This window comes from Sphingobacterium sp. UBA3519 (assembly GCF_002377215.1).
Taxonomy (GTDB): Bacteria; Bacteroidota; Bacteroidia; order Sphingobacteriales; family Sphingobacteriaceae; genus Sphingobacterium; species Sphingobacterium multivorum.
This window is the reverse complement of record NZ_DFPI01000010.1, coordinates 216181-241771: the sequence shown is the minus strand read 5'-3', so window position 1 is coordinate 241771 and position 25591 is coordinate 216181. Positions and strand designations below refer to the sequence as shown.

Sequence of the window (25591 nt, the reverse complement as noted above, 5' to 3'; positions counted from 1 at the left end):
ATTTTACATATATCTTTTTCCCCAGGTACCATCGAAACACAATACCTACAGAAAAGTAAAACAATAAACTCATTCTCACATGGATCGAAAAAATTATAGAAAGCAAATTACCATTGGAGTGATCATTTCTTTTTCACTTATCTTCCTTTCAGCCCTATATTTTTTCATATCGCTGCATCATAACTTAAATAACGAGCGAAGTATTGTTCGTGTCGCCGAAAATAGATTCAATATCATTAATGAAATCAAATCAAGTGTAGACGAGGTAAATGACATCAAACTTGATTACCTGAATAAGAAAGACGCTTCACTATTTATTCCTTATAAAATGGAATTAAAAAAAATGGATGAACTGTTACGATCTTTAAGTCTAAAAGATGATTTCTATCATGTTCAGCCAAACAGCACTGAAAACATCCGAAAGGATATTGTTGCATTTTACGACTTTGAGCAGGATATTGATAACACGAAGGAAACACAATCCATATCCCATAATATTCACGAGCGAAAAGCCTCGATATTAAATCAGATCGATCTCATGTCGAGAGACTTATTGGATCAAAGGGCAAGACTCTTAGAAAGATCTAGAAATGAACTACAACTGGCCCAGTACATTACTTACCTTTTCATCGCCATTGGCTTAAGTGGATTTTTCTATATTCTCGCCAAAATTTCCTCGATCTCTAGATTTCTGAGGTCTACAATGAAAAGTCAGCAAGAATCCAACAACCGCCTCCAACTATTGCAAGACCAGACCAACAGTGATAACTGGATTTTGAATGCTATTAATGGCATCGACGAACAATTACGGGGTGACTATACAGACAAGAAAATTGCCGAAATAAGCCTACATGCTATTGCTTCCACGACAAAAGCTTTAGGTGGGACTATTTATATTTTCGATGATAACTATCAGGAGTATCAGCTTTGCCACAAAATTGGCATTTCCTCCACACAGTTTATCAAACGAACGTTTAAGGAAAACGATGGTATTTTGGGCGAAGTCGCAAACAATCATGAAGTCGTTAAAATAAAGGACGTCGACCACAAGCATCTTATCTTAGAAACCTCATTATCCGACCGCTTAGAAACTGAGATTTATATTGTACCCTTCTCTTATGAAAACCAGTGTGTCGGTATCATGGAAATTTGTTGCCCAATTATTAATGCGAAGGACGAGCAACTGCGATTTAACTTCTTGGATAAAGCAAAAGATAACATTGCCGTTATCATAAAAGTAGCCCAAACGCATGGAAAGCTTGCTGATCTTTATGAGGAACTTCAACAACAAACAGAGGAATTAGAGACTCAACAGGAGGAATTGAGAACAACCAATGAGGAGTTAATCCATAAGACACATTTGTTGGAGGCTTCTGAGGAAGAGCTTAGAGTACAGCAGGAAGAGCTTATCCAAACCAATAATGAGCTGGACGAGAAGGCCAAATTGCTCTTTGCACAAAATGAAGATCTGGAAAAAGCCCGTCAGGCCATAGCTCAAAAAATAGAGGAAGTAGAGCTGTCGAGCAAATATAAATCTGAATTTATGGCCAATATGAGCCATGAATTGCGGACACCACTCAATAGTATTCTCATTCTTGCCAAATTACTTCAGGATAACAAAAAGAAAAACCTCAGTGAAGACCAAATAAAGTATGCTTCTGTTATTCATAGTGCCGGCTCAGATCTCCTACATTTAATTAACGAATTGTTGGATCTGGCAAAAATTGAATCGGGGAAGGTTGAAGTCCAAAAAGAACGTATCAACACGTACGACCTTGTCAATTATATTAAAGATTTTTTCATCGATACCGCAGCGTCGAAAGATATTCACTTCTTACTCGATGTCAATGTAAATGCACCGCAGGAATTCATTGGCGATGAACATCGTATACAACAAGTCCTCAAGAATTTATTATCGAATGCGTTCAAGTTTACAAGTGAAAAAGGCGAAGTTTCTTTAGGAATAATAGCTGAAGCAGAAAATCTTCTTTTTACGGTCAAAGATAACGGTATCGGGATCGCCCCTGAAAAACAAGAGCTTATCTTTGATGCTTTTAAACAGGAAGATGGCTCAACGAGCCGTAAATATGGTGGCACAGGTTTAGGCTTATCGATATGCCGCGAAATTGCTAGCTTATTAAAAGGGAAAATAATCTTATCCAGTAAGGTTGGTGAAGGTAGTATTTTCACCTTCAGTATCCCGCTAGAACAAGAAATTCAGGTTCCGAAAGTACCATCTATCGAAAAAGAAAGTAATCCGCCAACACAAATTCCGAAGGAAAATCCTATAGTCGAAAAAACAAAGTCAATCGACAACGATGGAAAACACAATAAACTGCTGATTATTGAAGACGATTTCATTTTTGCAGATATTCTAAAAGACTACGCCGAACAAAACGGCTACGATGTATACATCAGCTATGATGGGCAAGATGGGCTACAAAAAGCACAGAATTTACGCCCTGCCGCGATTATCCTAGATATTATGTTGCCTAAAATGGACGGCTGGGAAGTTCTTCGTAACCTCAAAAAAATCGACAGCACCAAGGAGATTCCTGTGCACATGATGTCGGCAGGAACATTTTTACATGACGAACCTATTTCTGCCGGAGCCATCGGGTTTATGGCTAAACCTGTGTCAGAAGAATCTTTGGCTGAAACATTCTTAAAAATAAAAGCATCGACTAGTCATCCACTGAAAAAAATTCTGCTGGTGGAAGATCAGGAAATCCAAAGCGATTTTATCAAACAATCTTTGGAAGAACAGCACATTCAGATATTTCAGGCCTTCAATGCGAGACAGGCTCTCGATTTATTAGATCAAGAGAAATTGTTTGACTGCATCATTATGGACCTAAACCTTCCTGACAAATCGGGCATTGAACTCCTGAATGAAATCAAATCGAACGATCAATTTAGGGATTTACCTATTATCATCAATACGGCAATGGAACTCACCACAGAGCAGACTTCCGAAATTTTGCATCACAGCCAAGCGATGGTCCTTAAGTCAGCGAAATCAAATAATCGCCTGATCGATGAAGTTAATTTATTCTTAAATAAAATCCGCAGCAATAAGCGCGAATACAATATGTTCAATCACGCCGGAGCTTCTGTCATTGCTGAAAACAATTTAGCTTCCAAAACAGTACTACTAGCAGATGACGATATGCGAAATATATTTGCCCTTAGCACGGCGTTTGAAAGCTATGATATGAACATTGAAATTGCCAACAATGGTCAGGAGGCATTAGATATTCTTGAACGAAATGAACAGATTGACCTTGTCTTAATGGATATCATGATGCCCGTGATGGATGGTTATGAAGCTATTGAAAAAATAAGGGCAAACAAGAAATTTGCAAACCTTCCAATTATTGCTGTGACAGCGAAAGCCATGAAAGGTGATCGGGAAAAAACAATTGCTGTTGGTGCAAACGATTATATTAGTAAACCGGTTGATGTTGACAAATTAATATCCCTAATGCGCGTATGGCTGAGTTAACTGATAAAATAGTAGCAATGATCAATTTTGAGGAGTTAGAAGAAGTTATTGATATAGTCAAAAATCTCCACGGATATGATGTGTCCGGCTATACAAGAGCTTCTTTAAAAAGACGTGTGACTAGAATAATGGAACTTAACAAGCTCAATCTACAGGAGCTAAAGTCCAATTTGATCAATCAGCCCGGATTCAGCACCTATTTCCTACAGGAAATTACAGTCAATGTGACTGAAATGTTTAGGGATCCCGATTTTTATAAAGCTGTAAAAACGGATGTATTTCCCTATCTCGCAACTTATCCACATATCAAACTCTGGAGTGCAGGTTGTTCGACTGGCGAAGAAGTCTATTCGCTAGCCATCTTATTAGAAGAAGCAAATCTTTACCAACGGGCGTTTATCTATGGCACCGATATCAATGGCAAAGTGTTAGAAAAGGCAAAACGCGGTATTTATTCGCTTACGAAAGTTAAGGAATACTCGGAAAATTTTATTAAGACGGAACCGAAAAACTCATTGTCAGATTATTATACAGCGATGTACAACGCCGCTACCATTAATAATAGTCTTAAAAAAAATGTCCTTTTCTCCATACATAGTTTGGTATCCGATGGCGTTTTTAATGAATTTCAACTGATTACCTGCCGTAATGTATTGATCTATTTTGATACTGAATTGCAAAATAAAGTCCTGGATTTATTCTATCATTCACTTTGCCATCTGGGCTTCTTATGTTTGGGAGCAAAAGAGTCTTTAATCAACTATAAAGATGCTGCTAAATTTAAGATCGTAAACAAAAAACAGAATATTTACCAAAAAATTGGGTAGTAGGTAATGGAAAGAAAAATTCTTTTATTAGCGGGGTCTGCAGGTGGGTTTAGTGTGATTCTAAATATTTTAAAGTCATTGGAACGGCCGATTCGCATACCCGTTATTGTCATCGTACACAGAAACCCTAAGTATGCTTCTAGTATTGAGGACACGCTATCTAAAGCACTTGTTCAAAAAATAAAAACTGCAGATGATAAGGAAGCGATAGAAAATGGAACGATCTATTTTGCCCCTGCAGGCTATCATCTTTTAGTTGAACCAGACTATAGCTTTTCTTTGGATATCTCAGAACCTGTTCAATATTCCAGACCATCAATTGATGTGACTTTTGAATCCGTAGCCGAAATATATAAAGAAAATTGTACAGCTATTTTATTCTCTGGGGCGAATCAGGATGGTGCACAAGGATTATTAATGATAAAACGATACGGCGGGAAGACATTTGTACAAGACCCTGTGACTGCTGAAGTTCCCATCATGCCCGAAGCAGCTATTCAACTCGATGCGCAGGAACGCATTTTGAGCATTCAAGAAATAAAGGACTACGTCAAACAGTTGACTTAAAATTGTATTTAGATTTGCTAAAATGAAGAAGGTAAATATATTGATTGTCGATGATAAAATTGAAAATATTATCAGTCTAACAGCATTACTGGAGGATATCGAAAATATAAATATAGTGACGAGCACAGATCCCAACGAAGCTCTAAAAATCTGTTGGAAAGAGGATATTGATTTAGCACTTGTTGACGTACAGATGCCCGAGATCAATGGTTTTGAATTTGTTTCCTTCCTAAAGAAGAATCCGAAAACAAACCATATTATCCCTATTATGGTAACAGCAATCTCAAAAGAAGACAAATACCTTATTCAGGGACTAAATAGTGGAGCTGTGGATTATTTATATAAACCGCTTAACCCGGAAGCAACGATCGCGAAAGTAAAATCTTTTGTCCAGCAATTACTGATACAGCAAGAAATTAAAGAGAAAAACATAGCCTTAGAAGAATCAAAACAGGCGATTCTCAAAGCTAAAGAAGAGGCCGATCTTGCTCGAAAATCCAAGGAAACCTTTTTGGCCAATATGAGCCATGAGATCCGTACCCCGATTAACGGTATTATGGGCATTACACAGATGCTAAAAAACTCGCAGCTCACGCTAGAGCAAGAAAATTGGATCAATAAATTGGATTCTGCCTCTCAAAATCTGTTGACTATTATCAACGACATACTCGACCTATCTAAAGTTGACTCGGGTATGATGAAACTTAATATGGAATCTACCTCTGTACATGATATTACGGATGATCTAAACAATCTCTTCATTGATAAAGCGGTCTACAAAGGCCTGGATTTTTCAATTGATGTGGACGATCGGATCACAAGTTATTTTCTAACCGATCCACTTCGATTAAAACAAATACTGACCAACTTTATCTCCAATAGTTTTAAATTCACCTCGGAAGGCTCTGTTGTATTAAAGATTCAACTCCTAGCAGAAGATAACCATAGCATTTGTTTAGGGTTTCAGGTAATAGACACAGGGATCGGCATTGTAGAAGATGCCCTGGAGAAAATATTTATTGCGTTTGAACAGGGAGAGGATAGTATCACCAAAAAGTTTGGCGGTACAGGACTAGGTCTTGCAATTGTAAAACGTATTGCTGCGCTGCTCAACGGTCGGGTTTTTGCTTCAAGTGAATACGGTAAAGGAAGTATATTTTCTTTTGAATGTACCTTTGATAAAATCAAAGACAAACCGGTAGAGAAAGAAACGCAGGTACTCTATACAGAATTACCCAAGTTCAACTTTCCGATGATTTTGATTGCTGAAGACAATGAATTAAACAGTTTTATGCTGGCGAATATCCTGAAGAGCTGGAATTGCGATATCACTTTGGCGACAAACGGCCTCATTGCGTTAGAAGAAATCAATAAGAAAAAAATTGATCTGGTGTTTATGGACGCCCATATGCCACTCATGAGTGGTTTTGAAGCAATCAAGGAAATACGTCGAAACACGAATCCGATAATCGCAAACATGCCGATTATTTCCATTTCAGCCTCTGTGCTTCAAGCCGAACAACAGGAAGCGCTCGATGCAGGAGCCAATGAAGTCGTCGGAAAGCCATTTGATCCTATCAAATTATATAAAACAATTGATACTTTATTGTCAAAATTGAAATGATAGTTTCAATTTATCAATGAAATCATTAATTTTAGAACATAAACAATATGTTTTGATGTTATTTCTCATGAACGCACATCCAGAAAGGAATCAAGTTCGTCATAACTTCATCACTAAACCGCTAGAGGCTGCGGAAATGCCTACAATAAATAAAAGATAAACAAACAATCATTCAAATGAAAAAACTTTTTATGATACCAGCAGTTGCAGTTGCTTTATCAATTGCATCTTGTGGTGGAAACAGTGACAAGTCTGAAAAATCAACTGGTACAGAAGCGACAACTTCAACCGAAAGCCAAGCAACAGAAACAGTGCCTGGTATTGAAAACGTAGCTATTTCCAACAGCTTATCTTTAGAAGGTAACGATCAAATGAAATATAATAAGGATCTTTTCCGTGTAAAAGCGGGTGAACCAGTAGAATTATCCTTCAAAAATGCAGGTACTATGCCGAAAGAGTCCATGGGACATAACGTCGTTATCCTAAAACCAGGTGTTGACCTTCCAACTTTCGGTGCTGAGGCTGCTGCAGCTGCTGCAGACGAATATATTCCAAAATCAGCTTTATCTTCAATTGTTTCGCACACCAAATTATTGGGACCTGGAGAAACTGATAAAATCACATTTACACTTGAAAAAGGAGTTTATACGTTTATTTGTAGCTTCCCTGGTCACTATGGTGTTATGCAAGGAAAAATTGTTGCAGAATAACAAATAAGTAAAAAAGGATATTCATATTTTGAATATCCTTTTTTAGATCTATCCCCCTTTAAAGCACCGCCCCGTTCCTCCCCAAGGTGCATAATTTCCATTCTTTTATCAAAAAAATGTAAAGTAAGGGTCTTTGATCACAAATCGTAAGTTTTGATTTCCTATCCCATTAATAATCATTAAATTTGTGCTACAAAAAAATAAAACGTAATCAATGCAATACGACGTAATTGTAATCGGAAGTGGTCCAGGCGGATATGTAGGAGCTATCCGTTGTGCCCAATTAGGATTAAAAACAGCTGTTATTGAAAAATATAGCACATTTGGTGGTACTTGTCTTAACGTTGGATGTATTCCTTCAAAAGCGCTTTTAGATTCTTCGGAGCATTACCACAATGCTGCGCACAATTTTGATGCATTTGGCATCAGTTTGAAAGATCTGAAAGTAGACATGGCAAAGATGATTGCTCGTAAAGACGATGTCATTGCCCAAAATACTGCCGGTATCACCTTCTTATTTAAGAAGAATAAAATTGACAGTTTTCAGGGTGTGGGTTCATTTGTGGACAAAAACACCATCAAAATAACGAAAGCAGATGGTTCTACAGAGCAGATCACTGCTAAAAATGTAATTATCGCAACGGGATCGAAACCGACTTCATTGCCTTTCTTACCTGTTGATAAAAAAAGAATCATTACCTCAACCGAAGCACTTAACCTAAAAGAAATACCAAAACACCTTATTGTCATTGGTGGTGGTGTTATCGGTTTGGAACTCGGTTCAGTTTATGCGCGTTTGGGTTCAAAAGTATCTGTTGTTGAATTTGCAAAATCTATCATCGGTACAATGGATGGTGGCTTAGGAAAAGAACTACAACGTGTTTTGAAAAAATCATTGGGCATGGAGTTCTATTTAGGTCATAAAGTGACTGGAGCTTCCGCGAAAGGTAAAGTTGTAAAAGTAACTGCTGAAGATCCAAAAGGACAAGAAGTAACTTTAGAAGGCGACTACTGTATCGTAGCCGTTGGTCGTACCGCGTATTCTGAAGGTTTAGGATTAGAAAATATCGGCATCACAGTAGAAGAAAGAGGTAAGAAAATCCCCGTTAATGCCCATCTGGAAACAGCAGTGCAAGGTGTATTTGCAATTGGTGATGTGATCACTGGAGCAATGTTGGCACACAAAGCTGAGGACGAAGGTGTATATGTTGCAGAATATATCGCAGGTCAAAAACCACATATTGATTATAATTTGATTCCAGGTGTTGTTTATACTTGGCCTGAAGTTGCTTCTGTTGGCAAGACGGAAGAACAACTTAAAGAGGCTGGTGTAAAATACAAAGCTGGATCATTCTCTTTCAAAGCTTCTGGTCGTGCAAAAGCATCGGGTGACACCGACGGTTTTGTAAAAGTACTGGCAGACGCGACAACTGACGAAGTATTAGGTGTACATATGATCGGTCCTCGTGCAGCAGATATGATTGGTGAGGCAACCGTAGCTATGGAATACCGTGCATCTGCAGAAGATATCGCACGTATTTGCCACGCACACCCAACCTACACGGAAGCAATCAAAGAGGCGGCGCTAGCAGCTACAGCAAATAGAGCAATACACGCTTAGGCGATAAATATCGAAACGTAAGGGGAAAAGAAAACTTTTCCCCTTTCTCTTAACTACCTAAACACGATGAATTTTTACACAAGAAAGTGGGTCAAACCCGAAGACCTAAATCCCAATGGAACATTATTTGGCGGAACACTCCTGCGATGGATTGATGAAGAAGCGGTCATTTATGCTATCGTTCAATTAGGAAACCCCAAAGTGGTTACGAAATTTATTTCAGAAATTAACTTTGTAAGCTCAGCCAAACAAGGCGATATACTTGAACTGGGTATTGAAGCGATCAATTTTGGAACAACATCGTTAACGATGCGCTGCGAGGTCCGCAATAAAATATCCAGAAAAACAATTCTATCAATCGATAAATTGGTCTTTGTAAACCTGGATGAAGAAGGTAATCCTGCTCCCCACGGAAGGGATAGCATTACCTATGCGTATATGGGTATTGAGAAGACAGGTAGAGAGGATTAAACATCTCTCTCCTGTCTTATTAATTGATATCTCCCGCAAAGGAGAGGGACACACGTATTCGTCCATTGAATACAGGCGATTCCTCTGGTCTATTCGCAATCCAATTCCTTCTCTTACCTCTTCCTGAACCTTTATAAAAATCATGCATTTGAATTTTTATACAAATACTATGACTTCTGTCTTTTTCCTTCGATTTCTTTTTTAAGGTCCAATTCCACCCAAAAGCCAAAAATAGGGATCAAGGATGCTAAGAAATATTTTACCGCTTTTAATATAGGCCACTTGTATTCTACTGTTGACATAATCAGCATAACCACAAAAATAACAACAAAGAAGCCATGAATGGAACCGGCTATTTTGACAGCTTCGGGGATTCCCGCAAAATACTTCAAGGGCATAGCAATAAAAAACAAGCAAATGGTGGAGATAGCTTCCCACAAGGCGATCTGTCTGAATATTCTTAACATAATGATAAACTGTGCATTGTGAACTTCAAAAATAAGACACTAAAAACGCTTTAACTATTATTTTTCCCCCTTTGACCAGGATGTGACATTCAGCTAGAAACAGCGACAGCGTTTTATCAGAAACCGCCAATTTTACAATAAATAGTTCATATTCATCAGAAAAAATGCGTACTTTTGAATGAATATATGCTTCACATATTTTGTCATTTGAAGCTATAACACTCAACTACAGAATATTTATTTATATGAATTACGACATCATTGTAATCGGTAGTGGTCCAGGCGGGTATGTTGCTGCCATTAGAGCCGCTCAGTTAGGGTTCAAAACAGCGATTATTGAACGCGAATCATTAGGCGGAATCTGTCTAAACTGGGGCTGTATCCCTACAAAAGCATTATTGAAAAGTGCTCAGGTATTTGAATATTTAAACCATGCCGCTGATTTCGGCATCAATGTTCAAGGTGGTGAGGCTGATTTTGACGCTATTGTCAAAAGAAGTCGCGGGGTTGCTGAAGGAATGAGTAAAGGTATTCAGTTCTTGATGAAAAAGAATAAAATCGACGTCATCAATGGAACTGCAAAAATTAAAAAAGGTGGTAAAATCGATGTGAAAGGAGCAGACGGTTCTACTAAAGAATATTCGGCAAAACATACCATCCTAGCGACTGGTGCACGTTCACGTGAATTGCCTAATTTACCGCAAGATGGTAAAAAAATCATCGGTTACCGTCAGGCAATGACACTTCCTGAGCAACCAAAGTCTTTAGTTGTTGTTGGCTCCGGTGCAATCGGTGTTGAATTCGCTTATTTCTATAATGCAATCGGAACAAAGGTAACGATCGTAGAGTTTATGGATAGAATCGTTCCTGTTGAAGATGAAGAAATTTCAAAACAATTAGAGAAAAGCTTAAAGAAACAAGGTATCACCATCTTAACGAAATCTGAAGTTCAATCCGTTGACACAACAGGTGAGTTGAGCAAAGTTTCAATCAAAACAGAAAAAGGTATTGAAGTTATCGAAGCAGAGATTGTATTATCGGCTGTTGGTATCGCTCCAAATATCGAAAATATCGGCTTGGAAGAGGTTGGTGTAAAAACTGATCGCGGCCGTGTTGTTGTAGATGATTTCTACAAAACAAACATCGAAGGTGTATATGCTATCGGTGACATCGTTAAAGGCCAAGCCCTGGCTCACGTTGCCTCAGCAGAAGGGATCACATGTGTTGAAAAAATCAAAGGGCTACATGTTGAACCTATTGACTACAATAATATCCCAGGCTGTACCTATTGCTCCCCAGAAATTGCTTCTGTAGGTTATACCGAAAAAGCGGCAAAAGAAGCCGGCTATGAAATTAAAGTTGGTAAATTCCCATTCTCAGCTTCAGGAAAAGCTTCAGCTGCTGGTGCGAAAGATGGCTTTGTTAAAGTTATCTTTGACGCTAAATATGGTGAGTTTCTAGGCGCACACCTTATCGGAGCCAATGTGACCGAGATGATTGCAGAAGTTGTTGTTGCCCGCAAATTGGAAACAACAGGTCATGAAATGATTAAAACGATCCATCCTCACCCAACAATGAGTGAAGCGATTATGGAAGCTTGTGCTGATGCTTACGGTGAAGTGATCCACTTGTAGTATTAAAAAAAATAAAACTAAAAAGGGGAAAANNTTTTCCCCTTTTTAGTTTTATTGCCGAATGGATAATAGCGATTACATAACCAATCGTGACTTAAAGACGATCTGTTGATCGACAATTTCGGTATTGTCAATGCGTTCAAATAAGATTTCAGCGGCTTTACGCGCTTGCATGCCTGGAAATTGCTCTATGCGCCCCATTGGCGGATTTTCCATATATTGCCATAACGGATAGTTGGCATAACTAATAAAGAAAATATCTTGATTTAAGACAAGACCCTTTTGTCTGGCTGCTTTCATCAAATCAAGTGTAACAAAGTCATTAAAAGATATAATGGCTGAAGGCCGCTCAGACATCGCGAATATATGATCCATCGCTTTCTCGTTTCCTTCCGTACTCAAATCCGTTTCGATGATATTCTTCTCCAGAATATCCATCCCATTCCTTTTCATTGCCGATAGGTAAGCTACTTTTCTGTCTTCACTAGCGGGCAGTGTTTTCGGCCCATTTACAAGCGCGATAACTTTGTGTCCACGGGCTACGAAGGCGTCCACAGCTTCGTTCATACCCGTAGAAAGATCACTTTGTACTTTATTGATATTGGGTAAACTAGGCACACAGTCAAAGAAAACAATCGGGATACCGGACGATTCCAATTTCTCAATAAATTCCAAATTGGTCGTCTTTTTACCTATGGACATTAAAATCCCGTCAACACGATGGTTTTTAAATGTTTTTAAAATTTGCTCTTCCCGATCAGGATCATCCAAGGATTGCCCCATCAGAACTGTATATCGGTGTTCTGATGCAACATTTTCAATTTCACTAATGGCGAAAGAAAAAAACGGTTCAGACAAACTCGGTAAGATTACAGCAATCGTAAAAGTTTTACGCTGCTTGAAGAATATAGCCGTCTGATTGGGTTCATAATTCAATTCTTCGGCCATTTTTTTAACCCGCATTGTTGTTACCAGTCCAATACTTGGGTGATCATTCAATGCTCTAGAAACTGTCGAAGGACTGATTTTGAGCTTCTTGGCAATTTCTTTAATCGTGGCAGGCTTGTTCACTTTATTCATAAATCCAAGGGCTTTATATAAAAATAGGGCTTTTATATCCCTAATCATAATTTTTTCTCAACAATATCGACAACGACTTTAATGGCAATTATTGTTGGTAGATTCAACAAAGATACTGACTGTAAACTTAGTCTACAAATTGAATTGCAGCCGTTTCAACGGTAAACTCCTTGGCGAGGAACTCCAATGGATCAATTTCCCTAAAAACAAGTTCATCTTTAAAATAAACCTTTATATCATCCCCATATTCACCCCAATCCACAAATTTAACTTTATTGAGTTGTTCTAGCGGATTTCCTTTCGTCAAAATACATACATGTTTATCTGCCGCTTTTAATTGCTTAAACAGCGTATTAATATGATCAAACAAATGTAACCGTAGCGGCAAAATTGCATTGACATGAAGCCGCTCAAAATTCTCTTTATATTTTGGATCAAATCCAAAAGTTTGCTGCGCATGTTCGAACAATAAATACTCACCTTGATGCTCAAGGTGATTTTTCATAAATTGAACCAAATCTGCTTGCGCAGGAACAGTCTCTGTAAATTCTATAAAACTAGCAAAAAGATAATATACTTGAAGTAAGTAATCCTTTTTAGGAAAAACAACATCATCCAATTCAAAAACATATACCTTTTTATCTTCTGGAAACATCATGATAAGTAAAAGCTTAAAATTAAGGGTTGTGTCGACATCGTTAAAACCTTAATGACACTGGCCACAACAATAAGATTCTATTTGGACACACAAATTAGCGCTAAGTCCTCGCCTGAATCCGAAGTGACAAACAATCCATCCAATGGCCTGTCAAATCTCGTCGAATCCAATAAATTGTTCCCCTTCGAAAGGAGTTTATAAGGCAATTCAGCAGGTGGATTTTCCATAACAGGAATAGTTTCAAGCTGCTGTTTATCGGGGACAAGAACGGAGATCTGATATTCCTCAAATAAAACCTTGGCAGTGGACAATGGCTCCAGCTCAAAACCACCCAGAGGCAACACATAATCAACCTCTTGGTCTAAACTTAATTTGAGTATCTCATGCGCAAAAGTAGGAAGAAGACCTTTTGGAATTTTAGCATATTTCCCTGAGGCTAAAAGCAATTCGGGAATATCTTCTGAACTTGCATATAATATTTCGAAATCAGTCCCAAGTCTTTTAGCGATACGCATCGCCAAAGGTCTGGTCCCGAAAGTTATGAGTATTTTCTTCATTAAAAATATAATTATAATCCCGATTACTGTTACACGACTAACCCATCGCGCATATGGATCGTTCGATCCGAAATTCGGGCAAGCTCCTCATTATGAGTAACGATAATAAATGTCTGTTGAAATTTATGTCTAAGATCAAAAAACAATTGATGTAAAGCTGCCGCGTTCTCTGAGTCAAGATTACCCGAAGGTTCATCGGCCAAAATAATGGAAGGATCATTGATCAAAGCGCGCGCCACAGAAACGCGTTGTTGTTCGCCGCCAGACATTTCAGCGGGCTTGTGGTCAATACGATGAGAAACCCCCAATAATTCCAGTAATTCTCTTGCTTTAGCTTCCGCCTCGGATCTCCCTTTTCCCTGAATAAAAGCTGGAATACATACGTTTTCCAAGGCCGTAAATTCAGGCAGCAAATGGTGAAATTGAAAAACAAAACCAATATGTTCATTACGGAAAGCACTGAGCTTTTTAGCATTCAATTTTTGAACATCAACACCATTGATGAAAACTGCCCCCTGATCAGGCTTATCCAAGGTACCAATAATATGCAACAGTGTACTTTTTCCAGCTCCTGAGGCACCAACAATACTGACGATTTCCCCTTTTTCAACAGCGATATCAACACCTTTCAAAATTGGTAATGATCCATAAGCTTTGTGAATTCCTTTGGCATGTAACATCATAGGACAAAGATAAATAAATTTACGATACCACGAGTTTGAATAAATAAGCTGTTATTTCTCTATTCCAGCCATTTTATTTTGTCTAAATGTCAAAAAATAGATAAAAGAGCAACTTATCCCTTGTCTTATCCCCCAAAAAATTATATTTTTACGCCAAATATTTTTGCAAATGAACATTCACGAATATCAAGGAAAGCAAATACTAAAGAGCTTTGGTGTGCGCGTACAGGAAGGTATCGTAGCAGATACTCCAGAGCAAGCTGTGGAAGCGGCCAAAAAAATGAAAGAAGACTACAATTCTGATTGGGTTGTTGTTAAAGCTCAAATTCACGCTGGTGGCCGTGGTAAAGGTGGTGGTGTCAAGTTGGCTAAGAACTTAGATGAAGTCAAACAAAGAGCAACTGACATCATTGGCATGCAATTAGTAACGCCTCAAACTGGACCTGAAGGTAAAAAAGTAAACAAAGTTTTGGTAGCTCAAGACGTTTATTATCCAGGCGAGAGCGAAACAAAAGAATTCTACATGTCTGTATTATTAGACCGTGCTAAAGGACGTAACATCGTTATGTACTCTACAGAAGGTGGTATGGATATCGAAGAAGTTGCAGAAAAAACACCACACTTGATTTTCAAAGAAGAAATCGATCCAAAAGTAGGCTTACAAGGATTCCAAGCACGTAAAATTGCTTTCAATCTTGGTCTTTCTGGTGCTGCACACAAAGAAATGGTAAAATTTGTTGCTGCTCTTTACAAAGCTTACGATTCTACAGACTCTTCTATGTTTGAGATCAATCCGGTATTAAAAACTTCAGACGACAAGATCTTAGCAGTTGATGCGAAGGTAAATCTTGATGAGAACGCTTTGTACCGTCACCCAGATTACGCTGCTATGCGTGACGTAACTGAAGAAGATCCGACGGAAGTTGAAGCTGGTGAATCAAACCTTAACTACGTTAAATTAGATGGTAACGTAGGTTGTATGGTAAATGGTGCTGGTTTAGCAATGGCTACAATGGACATCATCAAATTAGCTGGTGGTGAACCTGCAAATTTCTTGGACGTAGGTGGTACTGCTAACGCTGAAACTGTAAAGGCTGGTTTCAATATCATCTTAAAGGACCCTAACGTAAAAGCGATCTTAATTAATATCTTCGGTGGTATTGTTCGTTGTGACCGTGTTGCTCAAGGTGTAATTGATGCTTACAGCGAAATCGGTAACATCCCTGTTCCAATCATCGTTCGCCTTCAAGGTACGAATGCTGAAGAGGCTAAAAAATTAATTGATGAGTCCGGTTTACAAGTTTATTCCGCAATCTTATTGAAAGAAGCTGCTGAATTGGTAACAAAAGTATTAAAAGGTTAGTTCCTTTAATCATCATAACAAAAAGCGCGGATTAGTTATAATCCGCGCTTTTTTGTTTCTATCGGCTATTTCTGTACGCCACAACGAAAAAAAAGCACTTCCTACCGATCCGATATTTCATAGCAAAGTGAGCTATGTGTCGTTTCCCCTGCTTTGCGTTTTCACCCATCTTTATTTCAGAAAATATTTTTCCTTTGCACATTAACGAACCATCTTCAAGTGAATTAAATCAACATTTATAACCAATAAACCAACAGAATAGCTTATTTTTGTATTGCTTTTCTAACAAAGCATCTTTTACAAGTCAATCTCCAAAAATTAAGATGGAACACACAAGAATAAAGGAACTATTGAATGCCACAGAATTTGGCAAAGAGGTCGTTGTTAAAGGTTGGGTAAGAACTTTCCGTAACAATCAGTTTATAGCAATCAATGACGGTTCGTCAATCAATAATATTCAAGCAGTAGTCGATTTTGAAAATACACCTGAAGATATCTTAAAACGGATCACCACTGGAGCAGCAGTTCGCGTAAAAGGTCAATTGGTAGAATCACTGGGTAAAGGGCAAAAAGTTGAGGTTAAAGCGACAGAAGTTAGTATTATTGGCGACTCTGATCCCGAAAAATATCCATTACAGCCCAAAAAGCATAGCTTAGAATTTTTACGTGAAATTGCGCATTTGCGTTTCCGTACCGGAACATTCAATGCGGTATTCAAAGTGCGTAATGCTTTAGCATTTGCAGTACACAAGTTTTTTCAGGAAAATGACTTTGTCTACATGCATACACCAATCATCACAGGTTCGGATGCGGAAGGTGCTGGAGAAATGTTCCAGGTTACAACCTTGGATTTAAAAAACCCGCCACGTAAAGAAAATGGAGATATCGATTTCAAAGAAGACTTCTTTGGGAAATCGACGAACCTTACTGTATCAGGCCAATTAGAAGGGGAGCTTGGCGCTATGGCCTTTGGAAACATCTATACGTTCGGCCCTACATTTAGAGCGGAAAACTCAAATACAACACGTCACTTAGCCGAATTTTGGATGATCGAACCAGAAATGGCTTTCTATGAATTGGAAGACAATATGGATCTGGCCGAAGCTTTGCTGAAATATGTCATCAAATACGCTTTGGAAACTTGTCCAGAAGAAATTGAGTTCTTAACAAATCGCTTATTGGAAGAAGAGAAATCGAAACCAGCTGCGGAACGGTCAGAATTAAACCTGGTAGAGAAATTGAACTTTGTTTTAACAAACGATTTTGAACGCGTAACCTATACAGATGCCGTTGAAATATTAAAGCGTAGCAAACCAAACCAGAAGAAACAATTCAAATATTTAATTGATGACTGGGGAGCTGATTTACAATCGGAACACGAACGTTATTTGGTGGAAAAACACTTCAAAAAACCTGTTATCTTAACAGACTATCCACGCGAAATCAAGTCCTTTTATATGAAGCAAAATGAGCCGGATGCACAAGGAAGAAACACAGTCCGTGCCATGGACATTCTTTTTCCAGGTATTGGTGAAATGGTCGGTGGTTCGCAACGTGAAGAAAATCTTGATCGCTTACTCGATCGCATGGCTGAAGTTGGTATTCCTGCAGAAGAAATGGAGTGGTTCTTGGATACACGACGCTTTGGTTCAGTCCCACATTCAGGATTTGGTGTAGGCTTTGAGCGCTTGGTATTATTCACAACCGGAATGACAAATATCCGCGATGTAATACCATTTCCGCGCACACCGAAAAACGCAGAATTTTAATCTAAAGAACAACAGCCAAAACAAAATATTTTGGCTGTTGTTCTTTCATATATAGTGTATCTGAATGCAGATAATAACCATTGCCCTATTGACATCCTACAATAGGGCCTGAGATTAGACCTAATTCAGGTGCTTAACAAAAATAAAAATGCTCATTAAGATATATAACGATAACCCCAATCCCAGGGCAATAGAACAGGCGGTTGATATTCTTCGCCGTGGTGGTGTAATTATCTACCCAACCGATACCGTATACGGTATTGGCTGTGATATCACGCAACAAAAAGCCATAGAACGCTTATGTGAAATTAGGGGGCTAAAACCAGAAAAGGCGAACCTATCATTTATCTGCTATGATTTAACAGATATTTCGCAGTACACAAAATCCTTCGATACCTCCGTATTCCGTGTATTGAAAAAAGCATTGCCAGGACCCTTTACTTTTATTTTTAACGCAACAACTAAAGTCCCTAAGCTCCTAAGTTCCAAAAAGAAGACCGTGGGTATCCGTGTTCCAGACAATAATATTGTTCGTGAAATTGTCAGACAATTAGGCAACCCTATTGTGACAGCCTCCATTCACGATGAAGATGAAATTATTGAATATTCTACCGATCCAGAATTAATTCACGAAAAATACGAAGATCTAGTTGATGCTGTTATAGATGGCGGTTATGGCGATAATGTCGCATCTACCGTGGTTGATCTTACAGAAGGAACTTTTGAAGTAATTCGTGAAGGAAAAGGTGACTTGGAGCAATTCCTATAAAAACCAACTTTCAATAGAAATTCTATATACTGACCTATTTGCAAAATTTTCCCCAGCGTCATTGTTGGTAATTTGTGCATAAACTACTCCCGTTAACATACTTATTAACAAAACAAGCTACTTATTAACATAGAGAATGTTAATAAGTAACTTAATGACCTACGCGCATCAACATAAAATGTGCACAAGTAACCACTTATCAACATGAATTTGTTAATAACACAAAGTATAAGGTTTCCAAAAAATGACAAAATGTGCAAAACTAAGTAGTTATACACATAAAAATGTGCATAAGTTAGCGGTCATCGACAAATTTGTTAAAAAGCGTGTTTATAAAAAAGCTATACTAACAGATCCCTGTGGAAAGTTAAGAACTATATGCTATCCGTCTTTTTATCGCTATGTTGAAAAGGTCAATTCTGCGCTTTGTTTCTATAAGTAGTTTTCCAGGAAAAAACAATCCAAAACAATTCACCTTGGACAAATCTAACCTGTGCATTTCCGACCGGTTGCTTTTCAAACTGTTTGATAGTTGGGCTCCATTCCTCTTCTGCTGTCGCGTCAATGAGAATACTCATTTTAATTCAATACGCTCGAAGTTTGAGAAAAGTTTTAAGGCACTAGCCTCATATATAGGAAAAAATATTAAAAGAGTTGCTCTAACATGAAAGGAGGTTTTATAAAATCACGACTTCTTCAATAATGACGTGACCTACATATTCATTTACTCTTCCTAGAATTTGCCTTCGCATAAGCGCCAATTCATTCTTAATAACAGCAGACTCTACCCGTACGAACAGTTTTTTATCACGAACATATAGCTGCTGTGTACGATTAGCAATAGCCTTACCAATTAATTGAGGCCAAACAGATGCGATCGAAGTTTCATCAAATTTCCTTCGTAGCTTATAAGCCTCCAAAAGACGCTCAACCCCCTCTTTAATCGTCATATCGTCGCTTGACCGAATGAATTCTAGGCTTTTTTTAGTTTGCTTCTTATACATTGACTTGTCCTCCTTCAATATCAAATATACGAACAGGGCGGCTGATTTCGTCAAAGATTCGCTGAATTCTCATGGAATCTGTATCCGTCAGGAAAATCTGTCCAAAATCATCTTCTGAAACCATCTGCATCAATTTATGTGTACGGCGATCATCAAGTTTATCAAAGATGTCATCCAAAAGAAGTAAAGGCTTAAAACCTTTTTTCTGTTGTAGATAAGAATATTGCGCAAGCTTCAGTGCAATTAGAAAAGATTTTTGTTGGCCCTGGGAGCCAAACTTTTTTAAGGGCATTCCGCCGTGAATGGTAAAGATCAGATCATCTTTATGTATTCCCTGAGTTGTGCGTTCCAGAATACGGTCACGTTCCAAATTCTTCTCCAAAATATTTAGAAAAGAATCAGCCATTAAAGGCGATTCATAGTGTAAGTGAACAGACTCTGCATCCTCGGTAAGGAACTGATAGTGTCGATCAAACTCTGGCTGAAATTCCTCCATAAAAGACCTTCTTTTCTGGAAAATAATATTTCCTACTTCTTCAAGTTGAAAATTGAGAATTTCGATTAGGCCTAGATCCAATACACTGGTTTGACGCGCTTGTTTAAGGAGACTATTACGTTGGGCTAAAAACTTATTATAAATAATTAGGGTATCTAAATATTTATTATCTGTCTGGGAAATCACATTATCGACAAACTTTCTGCGCTCTTCACTCCCATCTGTTACGATGATGCTATCATTGGGAGATATCATGACCAAAGGAAATAAGCCGATATGGTCAGCGAGTCGGGGATAATCCTTTTTATTTTTTTTAAACTGCTTTTTCTGATTTTTCTTAAGGCTACAAGAAATGAAGTCACTAATTGATTCTTTATCAAACTCACCCTGTACCATAAACCAGTCATTACCTGATTTGATATGCTGCGAATCAATTGGATTGAAATAACTTTTACAGAGTGATAAATAGTGAATCGCATCCAAAAGATTGGTTTTACCAACACCATTATTCCCTGTAAACGCATTTACCTCGGGAAGAAATTCCAAAGATGATTCCGAGTAATTCTTGAAATTCAGAACAGAAAGTTGCTTCAGCCACATAGCACAAAGATACGCTATTTGGGTTGCTAAAAATTATTTTATTTCCTCAAAATCCACAAACTCACCAGCTGTTTCAGTCCCTTTACGTTCAGGGCCATCCTTCGGTGGAATGTAATCGACATGTACCTTCCCTTCGGGCTGAGACCTTTTACTTTCCTGTTGTCCTTGACCATTAAATTCATAATAAAATGTACCGCCTGATCCTTGGCTACCGTATGCTCCACCCTGCTGCTGCGCTTTTTTCATCAACTTTTCAGCTGCCTTACGCATTGCAAATGGTAAAAATAATCTAAATAAGAATCTTACTACAAAGTAAACAGCGAATGCAATAAGTATAAATTTTAAAAATGCCATAGTTAATTCGTTGCTATTTTCTCAAATTTAACCAATAACTCGATAAACTGTTGTCTTTAAAATGTCAGATAAGAATTTATTAACAAATTTTAAGACTTTCCTAATCGCCCTTTTGTTTCCATAATTATTCGATAGAGCTCTTCCTGGCGCTGTGTTCCCAATACGTAAGTAAGACCATCTTTATCTGTTAAAAAAACAGCATTTTTGCCACCAGCAAAGAATTTAATCTTTCCTTTTGTATGCAGGTTATAAACCGGATTATTGAAAAAGAATGTGCTATAAGGCGCCTTTTCTATTTTTGTAATAGAGGCAAGATCGATTTTGACGACACGAGTAGACCATAGTCCACTAATCAGTATATGGTCTTGAAATACTTCCGTACGGAATAATACCATATACATCATGACAATGGACGTGATGATAATACCTACTCCTACGATAAAGAACAATTGACTCGATATCAAATGGTCTAAATTCAAATAAAATGCTGTGAAACAAAAAAGTACGAGCACTAGACGCACGCTTATCCAAACACGGTCACGACCTAAATATTGATTTTCCGAATAAAGTACACCTTCTTTCATTTACTTAAGATTTAGCTATTAATTTGGAGACTTCACACCATTGTTTTCTAATAGCAGAGCTTCTCAATAACTTCGTTTTTATTTCTATAGATTTTGTCACCTCCAGGGCCCATTGTTTGGACTATCAACCATATGGCATTAATTCTCAAAACAGAGACCCTTGGCGCTGATTAACATCAGCAATTTTTGCTGCTAATCAGTTTTGCAAACTAAAGTAAGGACTTTTTTTGTATTGGCGGTAATTTTATAACGATTGTCCATGCGATAATTGGCTACCCATAGGATATCTCCATTTCCATTCACTACGATCGGAATATTTTCTTTTTCAAATAAGCTGATCTTCTTATTGATAAAAAAATCGCTTAACTTCTTCCGCCCTTCCATACCTAAAGGATAAAAGCTGTCGCCAACTTTCCATGATCGAATCGTGAGCGGGAAAACTAATACATCATAATCCAGCTTTGCAACCTCACTCGCTTTGACGATAGCTAGATCCGCAGAAACATTGGCATGAAAACAATAGTGTTTCCACTCCACAGTTGAAGTTTCGGAGGTGATTAAAGCCTCGTCGGGAGAAATAAATTCCTTTTCACGAATAAAAAGCTCATTTCTATCCAAGAGCATATGGTAGGCATCGGATTGAAAAATACGCCCAGACTCTCTTGTCCAAGCCTGTTGAAGATCACTTAGTACCGCCTTTGAGAAATTAAAAGCCGAAAACAACTCATAGAGTAAAGGCAAATTATCCATATAGGGCTCCAGGTCTTCTTTCCGAACTCCCCAGCCCTCATCTATAGGATAAAACAGCTTTCTCCGGATAGGCTCCACAAATTGCTGCAACAGCTGATAAGATTCCTTAAAATGATTGATATTCTGCTCGAAGACCATCTCAAAATCTGGCTGAAGTTTTTTAAAATGTGGGATGATATCAATTCTTATTTTATTACGCGCATATTTTGTTGAAAAGTTGGATTGATCGTCTCGATAAGCAATCCCATACATATCAACAAAATGTTCAATCTCGCTTGCTTTCAGAAAAAGTAGTGGCCGAATGATGCGTTCCCGGATAGGGAAAATACCCTGGAGTCCTTGGAGACCCGTTCCACGTGAAAGGTTCAGGAGTACCGTTTCGATATGATCGTTCAGATGCTGGGCTACTGCAATTCGATCGAACTGCAGTTCATGTCGCAATTTCTCAAACCAAGTATAGCGAAGTTCCCGGGCCGCCATTTGAATCGAAATTTGATGGTCCTTTGCGTAAGCTTTTGTATCAAAGTGCTTCACGTATATTGGAACATTATTTTCCGTTGCAAATTTCCGAACTAAAGCTTCATCCTCATCAGATTCTGTTCCTCTTAATTGAAAATTGCAATGTGCAATAGCAATAGTATACCCTGCTTTTGCAAATAAATGTGCCATTAACATCGAGTCCTTTCCCCCACTCACCGTAAGCAATATTTTATCATGAGGCATCGACAAATGCTCCTTTTCAATATAGCCCATTAGTCTTTCCAGCACATTCATAGAACAAAGTTACGGTATATTTTGTCCGAATGATAAATTCAACTCTTAAAATTTGTGAAATCCAGTGAAGTAGCAATTAAAATCCATATTTTTGCCCTTGTGAAACAATACATTTATACACTTATTGTATTTATTTTAACTGGCTTGTCGGTCCAAGCACAGAAACAGGATGAACTAAAGCTTCTTTCGTCATCCCATATTATTACTGGGAAAGACGGCAATATTTTGTTTTACCGTCCAGTCTATGAACATGTAGGTTCAACGCTATCATCAGATAGTGGCTATTTACATAAAGACAACATTGGCCGACAATTTTTTGAAGCCTTTGGAAACGTAATCATTACTCAACCCGACGGGACACAGATATTTTCCAATAAATTACATTATGAAGCAGCAATGCAGCTCGCTACGCTTACAGACGCTGTTCGAATGGTCAGCACTAGTGGATCGGTATTAACGACCGATCATCTTGTCTACAATATGCGAAGTAAAATCGGTAATTATTACAGCGGCGGGCGTATTCTATCAGGAAGCGATACAATTACAAGCCAGCGAGCTACTTATTTCGAAAATACAGGGGAATCTTATTTCAATCAAAAAGTTGTGGTTCGATCGACCAATGTAAAAGTCTACACAGACTCCATGAAATATAATGGTAATACACGCATTACTGATTTCTATGGTCCCACGAATATCAAGGGAAATAAAGGGGAAAACCTGTATACTGAAAAAGGCCGATACCATATGGCAACGGGCCAGGCTTATTTCTCTAAAAACAACCTCTACACAGAAGGGACAAAGTTTCTTAAAGGAGACAGCCTATTCTACGATAGACAAGTGGGAATCGGTAAAGCCGTAAAAAATGTGGTCTTTGTTGATACCTTAGACAAATTTTACGCCTATGGTGGATTTGGTTTGTACAACGGGAGGAACGAATCCATTACAATGACAGACAAACCCCTGATTATTTCGGTGGTCAAAAAAGATTCAACACAAAAAGATTCTGTATCTTCTTTGTCTCCTGCCCAACAAAAATCGGAGAAAGAGCGAAAAAATGAAGCCAAGGAATTGAAGAAGATTGAAAAAGAACAAAACAAAGATGAACTCAAATCAAATAAAGCCACATCGCAAGTTGTTCTAGAAGAAAAGGAACATCCAGGTAAGAATATCAAAAGCGATAATAGTAAAACCCTTAAGGCTGATTCACAAGTCGATTCTGTTTTTATGACAGCCGACACCCTCTTCTCACAGATGATATTTCGCCGAGATTATATTGCAAAAGATTTTAAATTGAATCGTGAAGGTGGGGCTATTGAAGATGACAATGAAGTGGATTATGGTGACCAGGATTCCAGCTCAACAACAGTTGATTCTACTGGTACATCAGATAACACAAGAGTTAACCTTCACAAGGGAATAGACAGTTTGTCTAAAAAAGACAGTGACAAACCGGTTCTTGAAAAGAGCATTAAAAAAGTACAAGATACACTTATAAATAAAAAACCGATTGCACCAAAGAAAACGCCAGTTATTGTCGGCGATCAAAACAAGATAGAAATTGAAAAAAACCTCAAGGCTGATAGTGTTTTGCGTAAAAAAGCGATCATCCCCAAAGGCGGTGAATCCGATAAATTGATGGGAGCAGCTTTAAAAAATGCCCAAGAGAATAGAAGAGATTCTCTTGCACAGGATACTGCTAAAACACGGATTATAAAAGCCTACTATAATGCACGATTATTTAAATCAGACTTGCAGGCTGTAGCAGATTCCATGTATTATGGTATGCAAGATTCGATGTTCAGGCTGATGGGAAAACCAATGATGTGGGCCGAAAACTCACAAATCTCCGGAGATACCATATTTTTACAGGTAAAGAATCAGAAATTGGACAATTCCTTACTCGTCGGTAATGCTTTCATGGTGAACGCAACAAGCGACTCATTAAAGTTCAATCAGATTAAGGGTCGTAAGATTACCAGCTTTTTCACCAATAACCGTATGGAACGTTTGTTTGTTGATGGCAATGCAGAAAATATCTTTTACAATATTGATGAAAAGACCAATGTAACCACTGAGCTTGTACATGATCGAAGCAGTCGTTTCAAGATCTTGATGGAAGATAATAAGTTGAAGGAATATGTATCTATTCGAAAAGTGGATGGCAAAGTCTATCCCATTGCTGAAGTCACGGCCGACAAAGAATTTCTTCCGAATTTCACCTGGCGTCCCGAAGATCGACCTAAATCAAAAGATGATTTATTAAATCGAAAAAGGGATCTTTCAAAAGCGTCATTTACGGTTCCGACTGCACCAGAAGGTGAAGAATCCGGGACAATGAAGTCTATTAAAAAAGGCGATAAAACAACGACCCCTCAAAAAGGTGCCGCTAAGAAAGCTGGTGCTACCGAAACGCTCGAGGAAGAAAAAGAGGTGGGCGCTGCAAACAATAAAACAAACGCTGTAACCAAAACAGCTAAGCCGTCTGAAACAACGGATAAAGTTAGCGCTACAAAAACAAATGTAAAGACCGCAACCGACAAAGCAGCTGCAAAGTCTGACTCAACAACCAATAAATCGGCGATAATACCTGCTCAAGATAGTATTCAAACAAAAGTAAAAGCTAAATAACCGCCAATACTGAGTCGCACAGAAAAGCAGCGCAAAACAAATTGTTTTGCGCTGCTTTTTTAATTTAAGGCTATCTCCTGATCGTATCAGACGCAC

Annotated in this window: 24 protein-coding genes; 12 read left to right on the top strand and 12 right to left on the bottom strand. The window is 38.2% G+C overall.

Going from position 1 to position 25591, the window contains the following annotated elements; all coding sequences use genetic code 11:
• Window positions 1–79 precede the first annotated feature (79 nt).
• The 7 genes from B3297_RS04985 to B3297_RS04955 all read left to right on the top strand — a co-directional run bounded on the left by B3297_RS04985 (window position 80) and on the right by B3297_RS04955 (window position 9325).
• Window positions 80–3505: a response regulator gene (locus B3297_RS04985; RefSeq protein WP_286778528.1), complete on the top strand. Its 3426-nt coding sequence runs from the start codon at window positions 80–82 to the stop codon at window positions 3503–3505.
• A complete protein-coding gene (locus B3297_RS04980) occupies window positions 3493–4332 on the top strand; it encodes a CheR family methyltransferase (RefSeq protein ID WP_236560115.1) in 840 nt (279 codons plus the stop codon). The genes B3297_RS04985 and B3297_RS04980 overlap by 13 nt, the downstream gene beginning before the upstream one ends.
• 6 nt (window positions 4333–4338) lie before the next feature.
• The gene (locus B3297_RS04975) at window positions 4339–4899 is read left to right on the top strand and encodes a chemotaxis protein CheB (protein ID WP_070562064.1); all 561 of its coding nucleotides are present in this window, start codon (window positions 4339–4341) and stop codon (window positions 4897–4899) included.
• Window positions 4900–4921: 22 nt separating this feature from the next.
• Window positions 4922–6523, top strand: coding sequence for a response regulator (locus B3297_RS04970; RefSeq protein WP_115047260.1), 1602 nt, complete (start codon window positions 4922–4924; stop codon window positions 6521–6523).
• A 176-nt stretch (window positions 6524–6699) separates the two neighbouring features.
• The gene (locus B3297_RS04965) at window positions 6700–7233 is read left to right on the top strand and encodes a plastocyanin/azurin family copper-binding protein (protein WP_070562060.1); all 534 of its coding nucleotides are present in this window, start codon (window positions 6700–6702) and stop codon (window positions 7231–7233) included.
• Window positions 7234–7447: 214 nt separating this feature from the next.
• A complete protein-coding gene (lpdA, locus tag B3297_RS04960; RefSeq protein ID WP_070560648.1) occupies window positions 7448–8854 on the top strand; it encodes a dihydrolipoyl dehydrogenase in 1407 nt (468 codons plus the stop codon).
• Window positions 8855–8920: 66 nt separating this feature from the next.
• Window positions 8921–9325, top strand: a complete 405-nt coding sequence (locus B3297_RS04955) for an acyl-CoA thioesterase (RefSeq protein ID WP_046674085.1) — start codon at window positions 8921–8923, stop codon at window positions 9323–9325.
• A 19-nt stretch (window positions 9326–9344) separates the two neighbouring features.
• Here B3297_RS04955 and B3297_RS04950 read toward each other — a convergent pair whose 3' ends face one another.
• Complete coding sequence (locus B3297_RS04950) at window positions 9345–9473, bottom strand: hypothetical protein (protein WP_262511800.1); 129 nt, start codon at window positions 9471–9473, stop codon at window positions 9345–9347.
• Between the two features lie 19 nt (window positions 9474–9492).
• Window positions 9493–9792 carry a DUF3817 domain-containing protein gene (locus B3297_RS04945; protein ID WP_046674086.1) on the bottom strand — a complete coding sequence of 100 codons (300 nt, stop codon included), beginning with the start codon at window positions 9790–9792 and terminating at the stop codon, window positions 9493–9495.
• Between the two features lie 245 nt (window positions 9793–10037).
• On the opposite strand from B3297_RS04945, the gene lpdA (B3297_RS04940) reads away from it, so the two are divergent.
• On the top strand, window positions 10038–11426 hold the full coding sequence (lpdA, locus tag B3297_RS04940) for a dihydrolipoyl dehydrogenase (protein ID WP_286778527.1): 1389 nt from the start codon (window positions 10038–10040) through the stop codon (window positions 11424–11426).
• 75 nt (window positions 11427–11501) lie between these two features.
• On the opposite strand, the gene B3297_RS04935 is transcribed toward lpdA (B3297_RS04940), so the two are convergent.
• From B3297_RS04935 to B3297_RS04920, 4 genes are all read right to left on the bottom strand, one after another.
• Window positions 11502–12506, bottom strand: a complete 1005-nt coding sequence (locus B3297_RS04935) for a LacI family DNA-binding transcriptional regulator (protein WP_070560710.1) — start codon at window positions 12504–12506, stop codon at window positions 11502–11504.
• A 127-nt stretch (window positions 12507–12633) separates the two neighbouring features.
• Window positions 12634–13164, bottom strand: a complete 531-nt coding sequence (locus B3297_RS04930) for a hypothetical protein (RefSeq protein WP_070560652.1) — start codon at window positions 13162–13164, stop codon at window positions 12634–12636.
• 77 nt (window positions 13165–13241) lie between these two features.
• Complete coding sequence (locus tag B3297_RS04925) at window positions 13242–13721, bottom strand: hypothetical protein (protein WP_070560653.1); 480 nt, start codon at window positions 13719–13721, stop codon at window positions 13242–13244.
• Window positions 13722–13750: 29 nt separating this feature from the next.
• On the bottom strand, window positions 13751–14401 hold the full coding sequence (locus B3297_RS04920) for an ABC transporter ATP-binding protein (protein WP_208734186.1): 651 nt from the start codon (window positions 14399–14401) through the stop codon (window positions 13751–13753).
• A 172-nt stretch (window positions 14402–14573) separates the two neighbouring features.
• On the opposite strand from B3297_RS04920, the gene sucC reads away from it, so the two are divergent.
• The 3 genes from sucC (at window position 14574) to B3297_RS04905 (ending at window position 18305) form a co-directional block, all read left to right on the top strand.
• Window positions 14574–15767, top strand: a complete 1194-nt coding sequence (gene sucC / locus B3297_RS04915) for an ADP-forming succinate--CoA ligase subunit beta (protein WP_046674091.1) — start codon at window positions 14574–14576, stop codon at window positions 15765–15767.
• Between the two features lie 323 nt (window positions 15768–16090).
• Window positions 16091–17536, top strand: coding sequence for an asparagine--tRNA ligase (asnS, locus tag B3297_RS04910; RefSeq protein WP_070560657.1), 1446 nt, complete (start codon window positions 16091–16093; stop codon window positions 17534–17536).
• 148 nt (window positions 17537–17684) lie between these two features.
• A complete protein-coding gene (locus tag B3297_RS04905; RefSeq protein ID WP_070560659.1) occupies window positions 17685–18305 on the top strand; it encodes an L-threonylcarbamoyladenylate synthase in 621 nt (206 codons plus the stop codon).
• Between the two features lie 413 nt (window positions 18306–18718).
• On the opposite strand, the gene B3297_RS04900 is transcribed toward B3297_RS04905, so the two are convergent.
• From B3297_RS04900 to tilS, 6 genes are all read right to left on the bottom strand, one after another.
• On the bottom strand, window positions 18719–18883 hold the full coding sequence (locus B3297_RS04900) for a hypothetical protein (RefSeq protein WP_286710135.1): 165 nt from the start codon (window positions 18881–18883) through the stop codon (window positions 18719–18721).
• A gap of 99 nt (window positions 18884–18982) precedes the next feature.
• On the bottom strand, window positions 18983–19255 hold the full coding sequence (locus B3297_RS04895) for a DUF721 domain-containing protein (RefSeq protein WP_227550177.1): 273 nt from the start codon (window positions 19253–19255) through the stop codon (window positions 18983–18985).
• A gap of 46 nt (window positions 19256–19301) precedes the next feature.
• On the bottom strand, window positions 19302–20405 hold the full coding sequence (recF, locus tag B3297_RS04890; protein WP_070560661.1) for a DNA replication/repair protein RecF: 1104 nt from the start codon (window positions 20403–20405) through the stop codon (window positions 19302–19304).
• A gap of 33 nt (window positions 20406–20438) precedes the next feature.
• Window positions 20439–20759: a DUF4834 family protein gene (locus B3297_RS04885; protein ID WP_070560663.1), complete on the bottom strand. Its 321-nt coding sequence runs from the start codon at window positions 20757–20759 to the stop codon at window positions 20439–20441.
• 89 nt (window positions 20760–20848) lie between these two features.
• The gene (locus tag B3297_RS04880; protein ID WP_070560665.1) at window positions 20849–21343 is read right to left on the bottom strand and encodes a hypothetical protein; all 495 of its coding nucleotides are present in this window, start codon (window positions 21341–21343) and stop codon (window positions 20849–20851) included.
• A 192-nt stretch (window positions 21344–21535) separates the two neighbouring features.
• Window positions 21536–22867, bottom strand: a complete 1332-nt coding sequence (tilS, locus tag B3297_RS04875; protein ID WP_070560667.1) for a tRNA lysidine(34) synthetase TilS — start codon at window positions 22865–22867, stop codon at window positions 21536–21538.
• Between the two features lie 99 nt (window positions 22868–22966).
• On the opposite strand from tilS, the gene B3297_RS04870 reads away from it, so the two are divergent.
• Window positions 22967–25495 (top strand): OstA-like protein, encoded by a 2529-nt coding sequence (locus B3297_RS04870; protein ID WP_286728036.1) that lies wholly within the window; start codon window positions 22967–22969, stop codon window positions 25493–25495.
• Window positions 25496–25591: the final 96 nt, after the last annotated feature.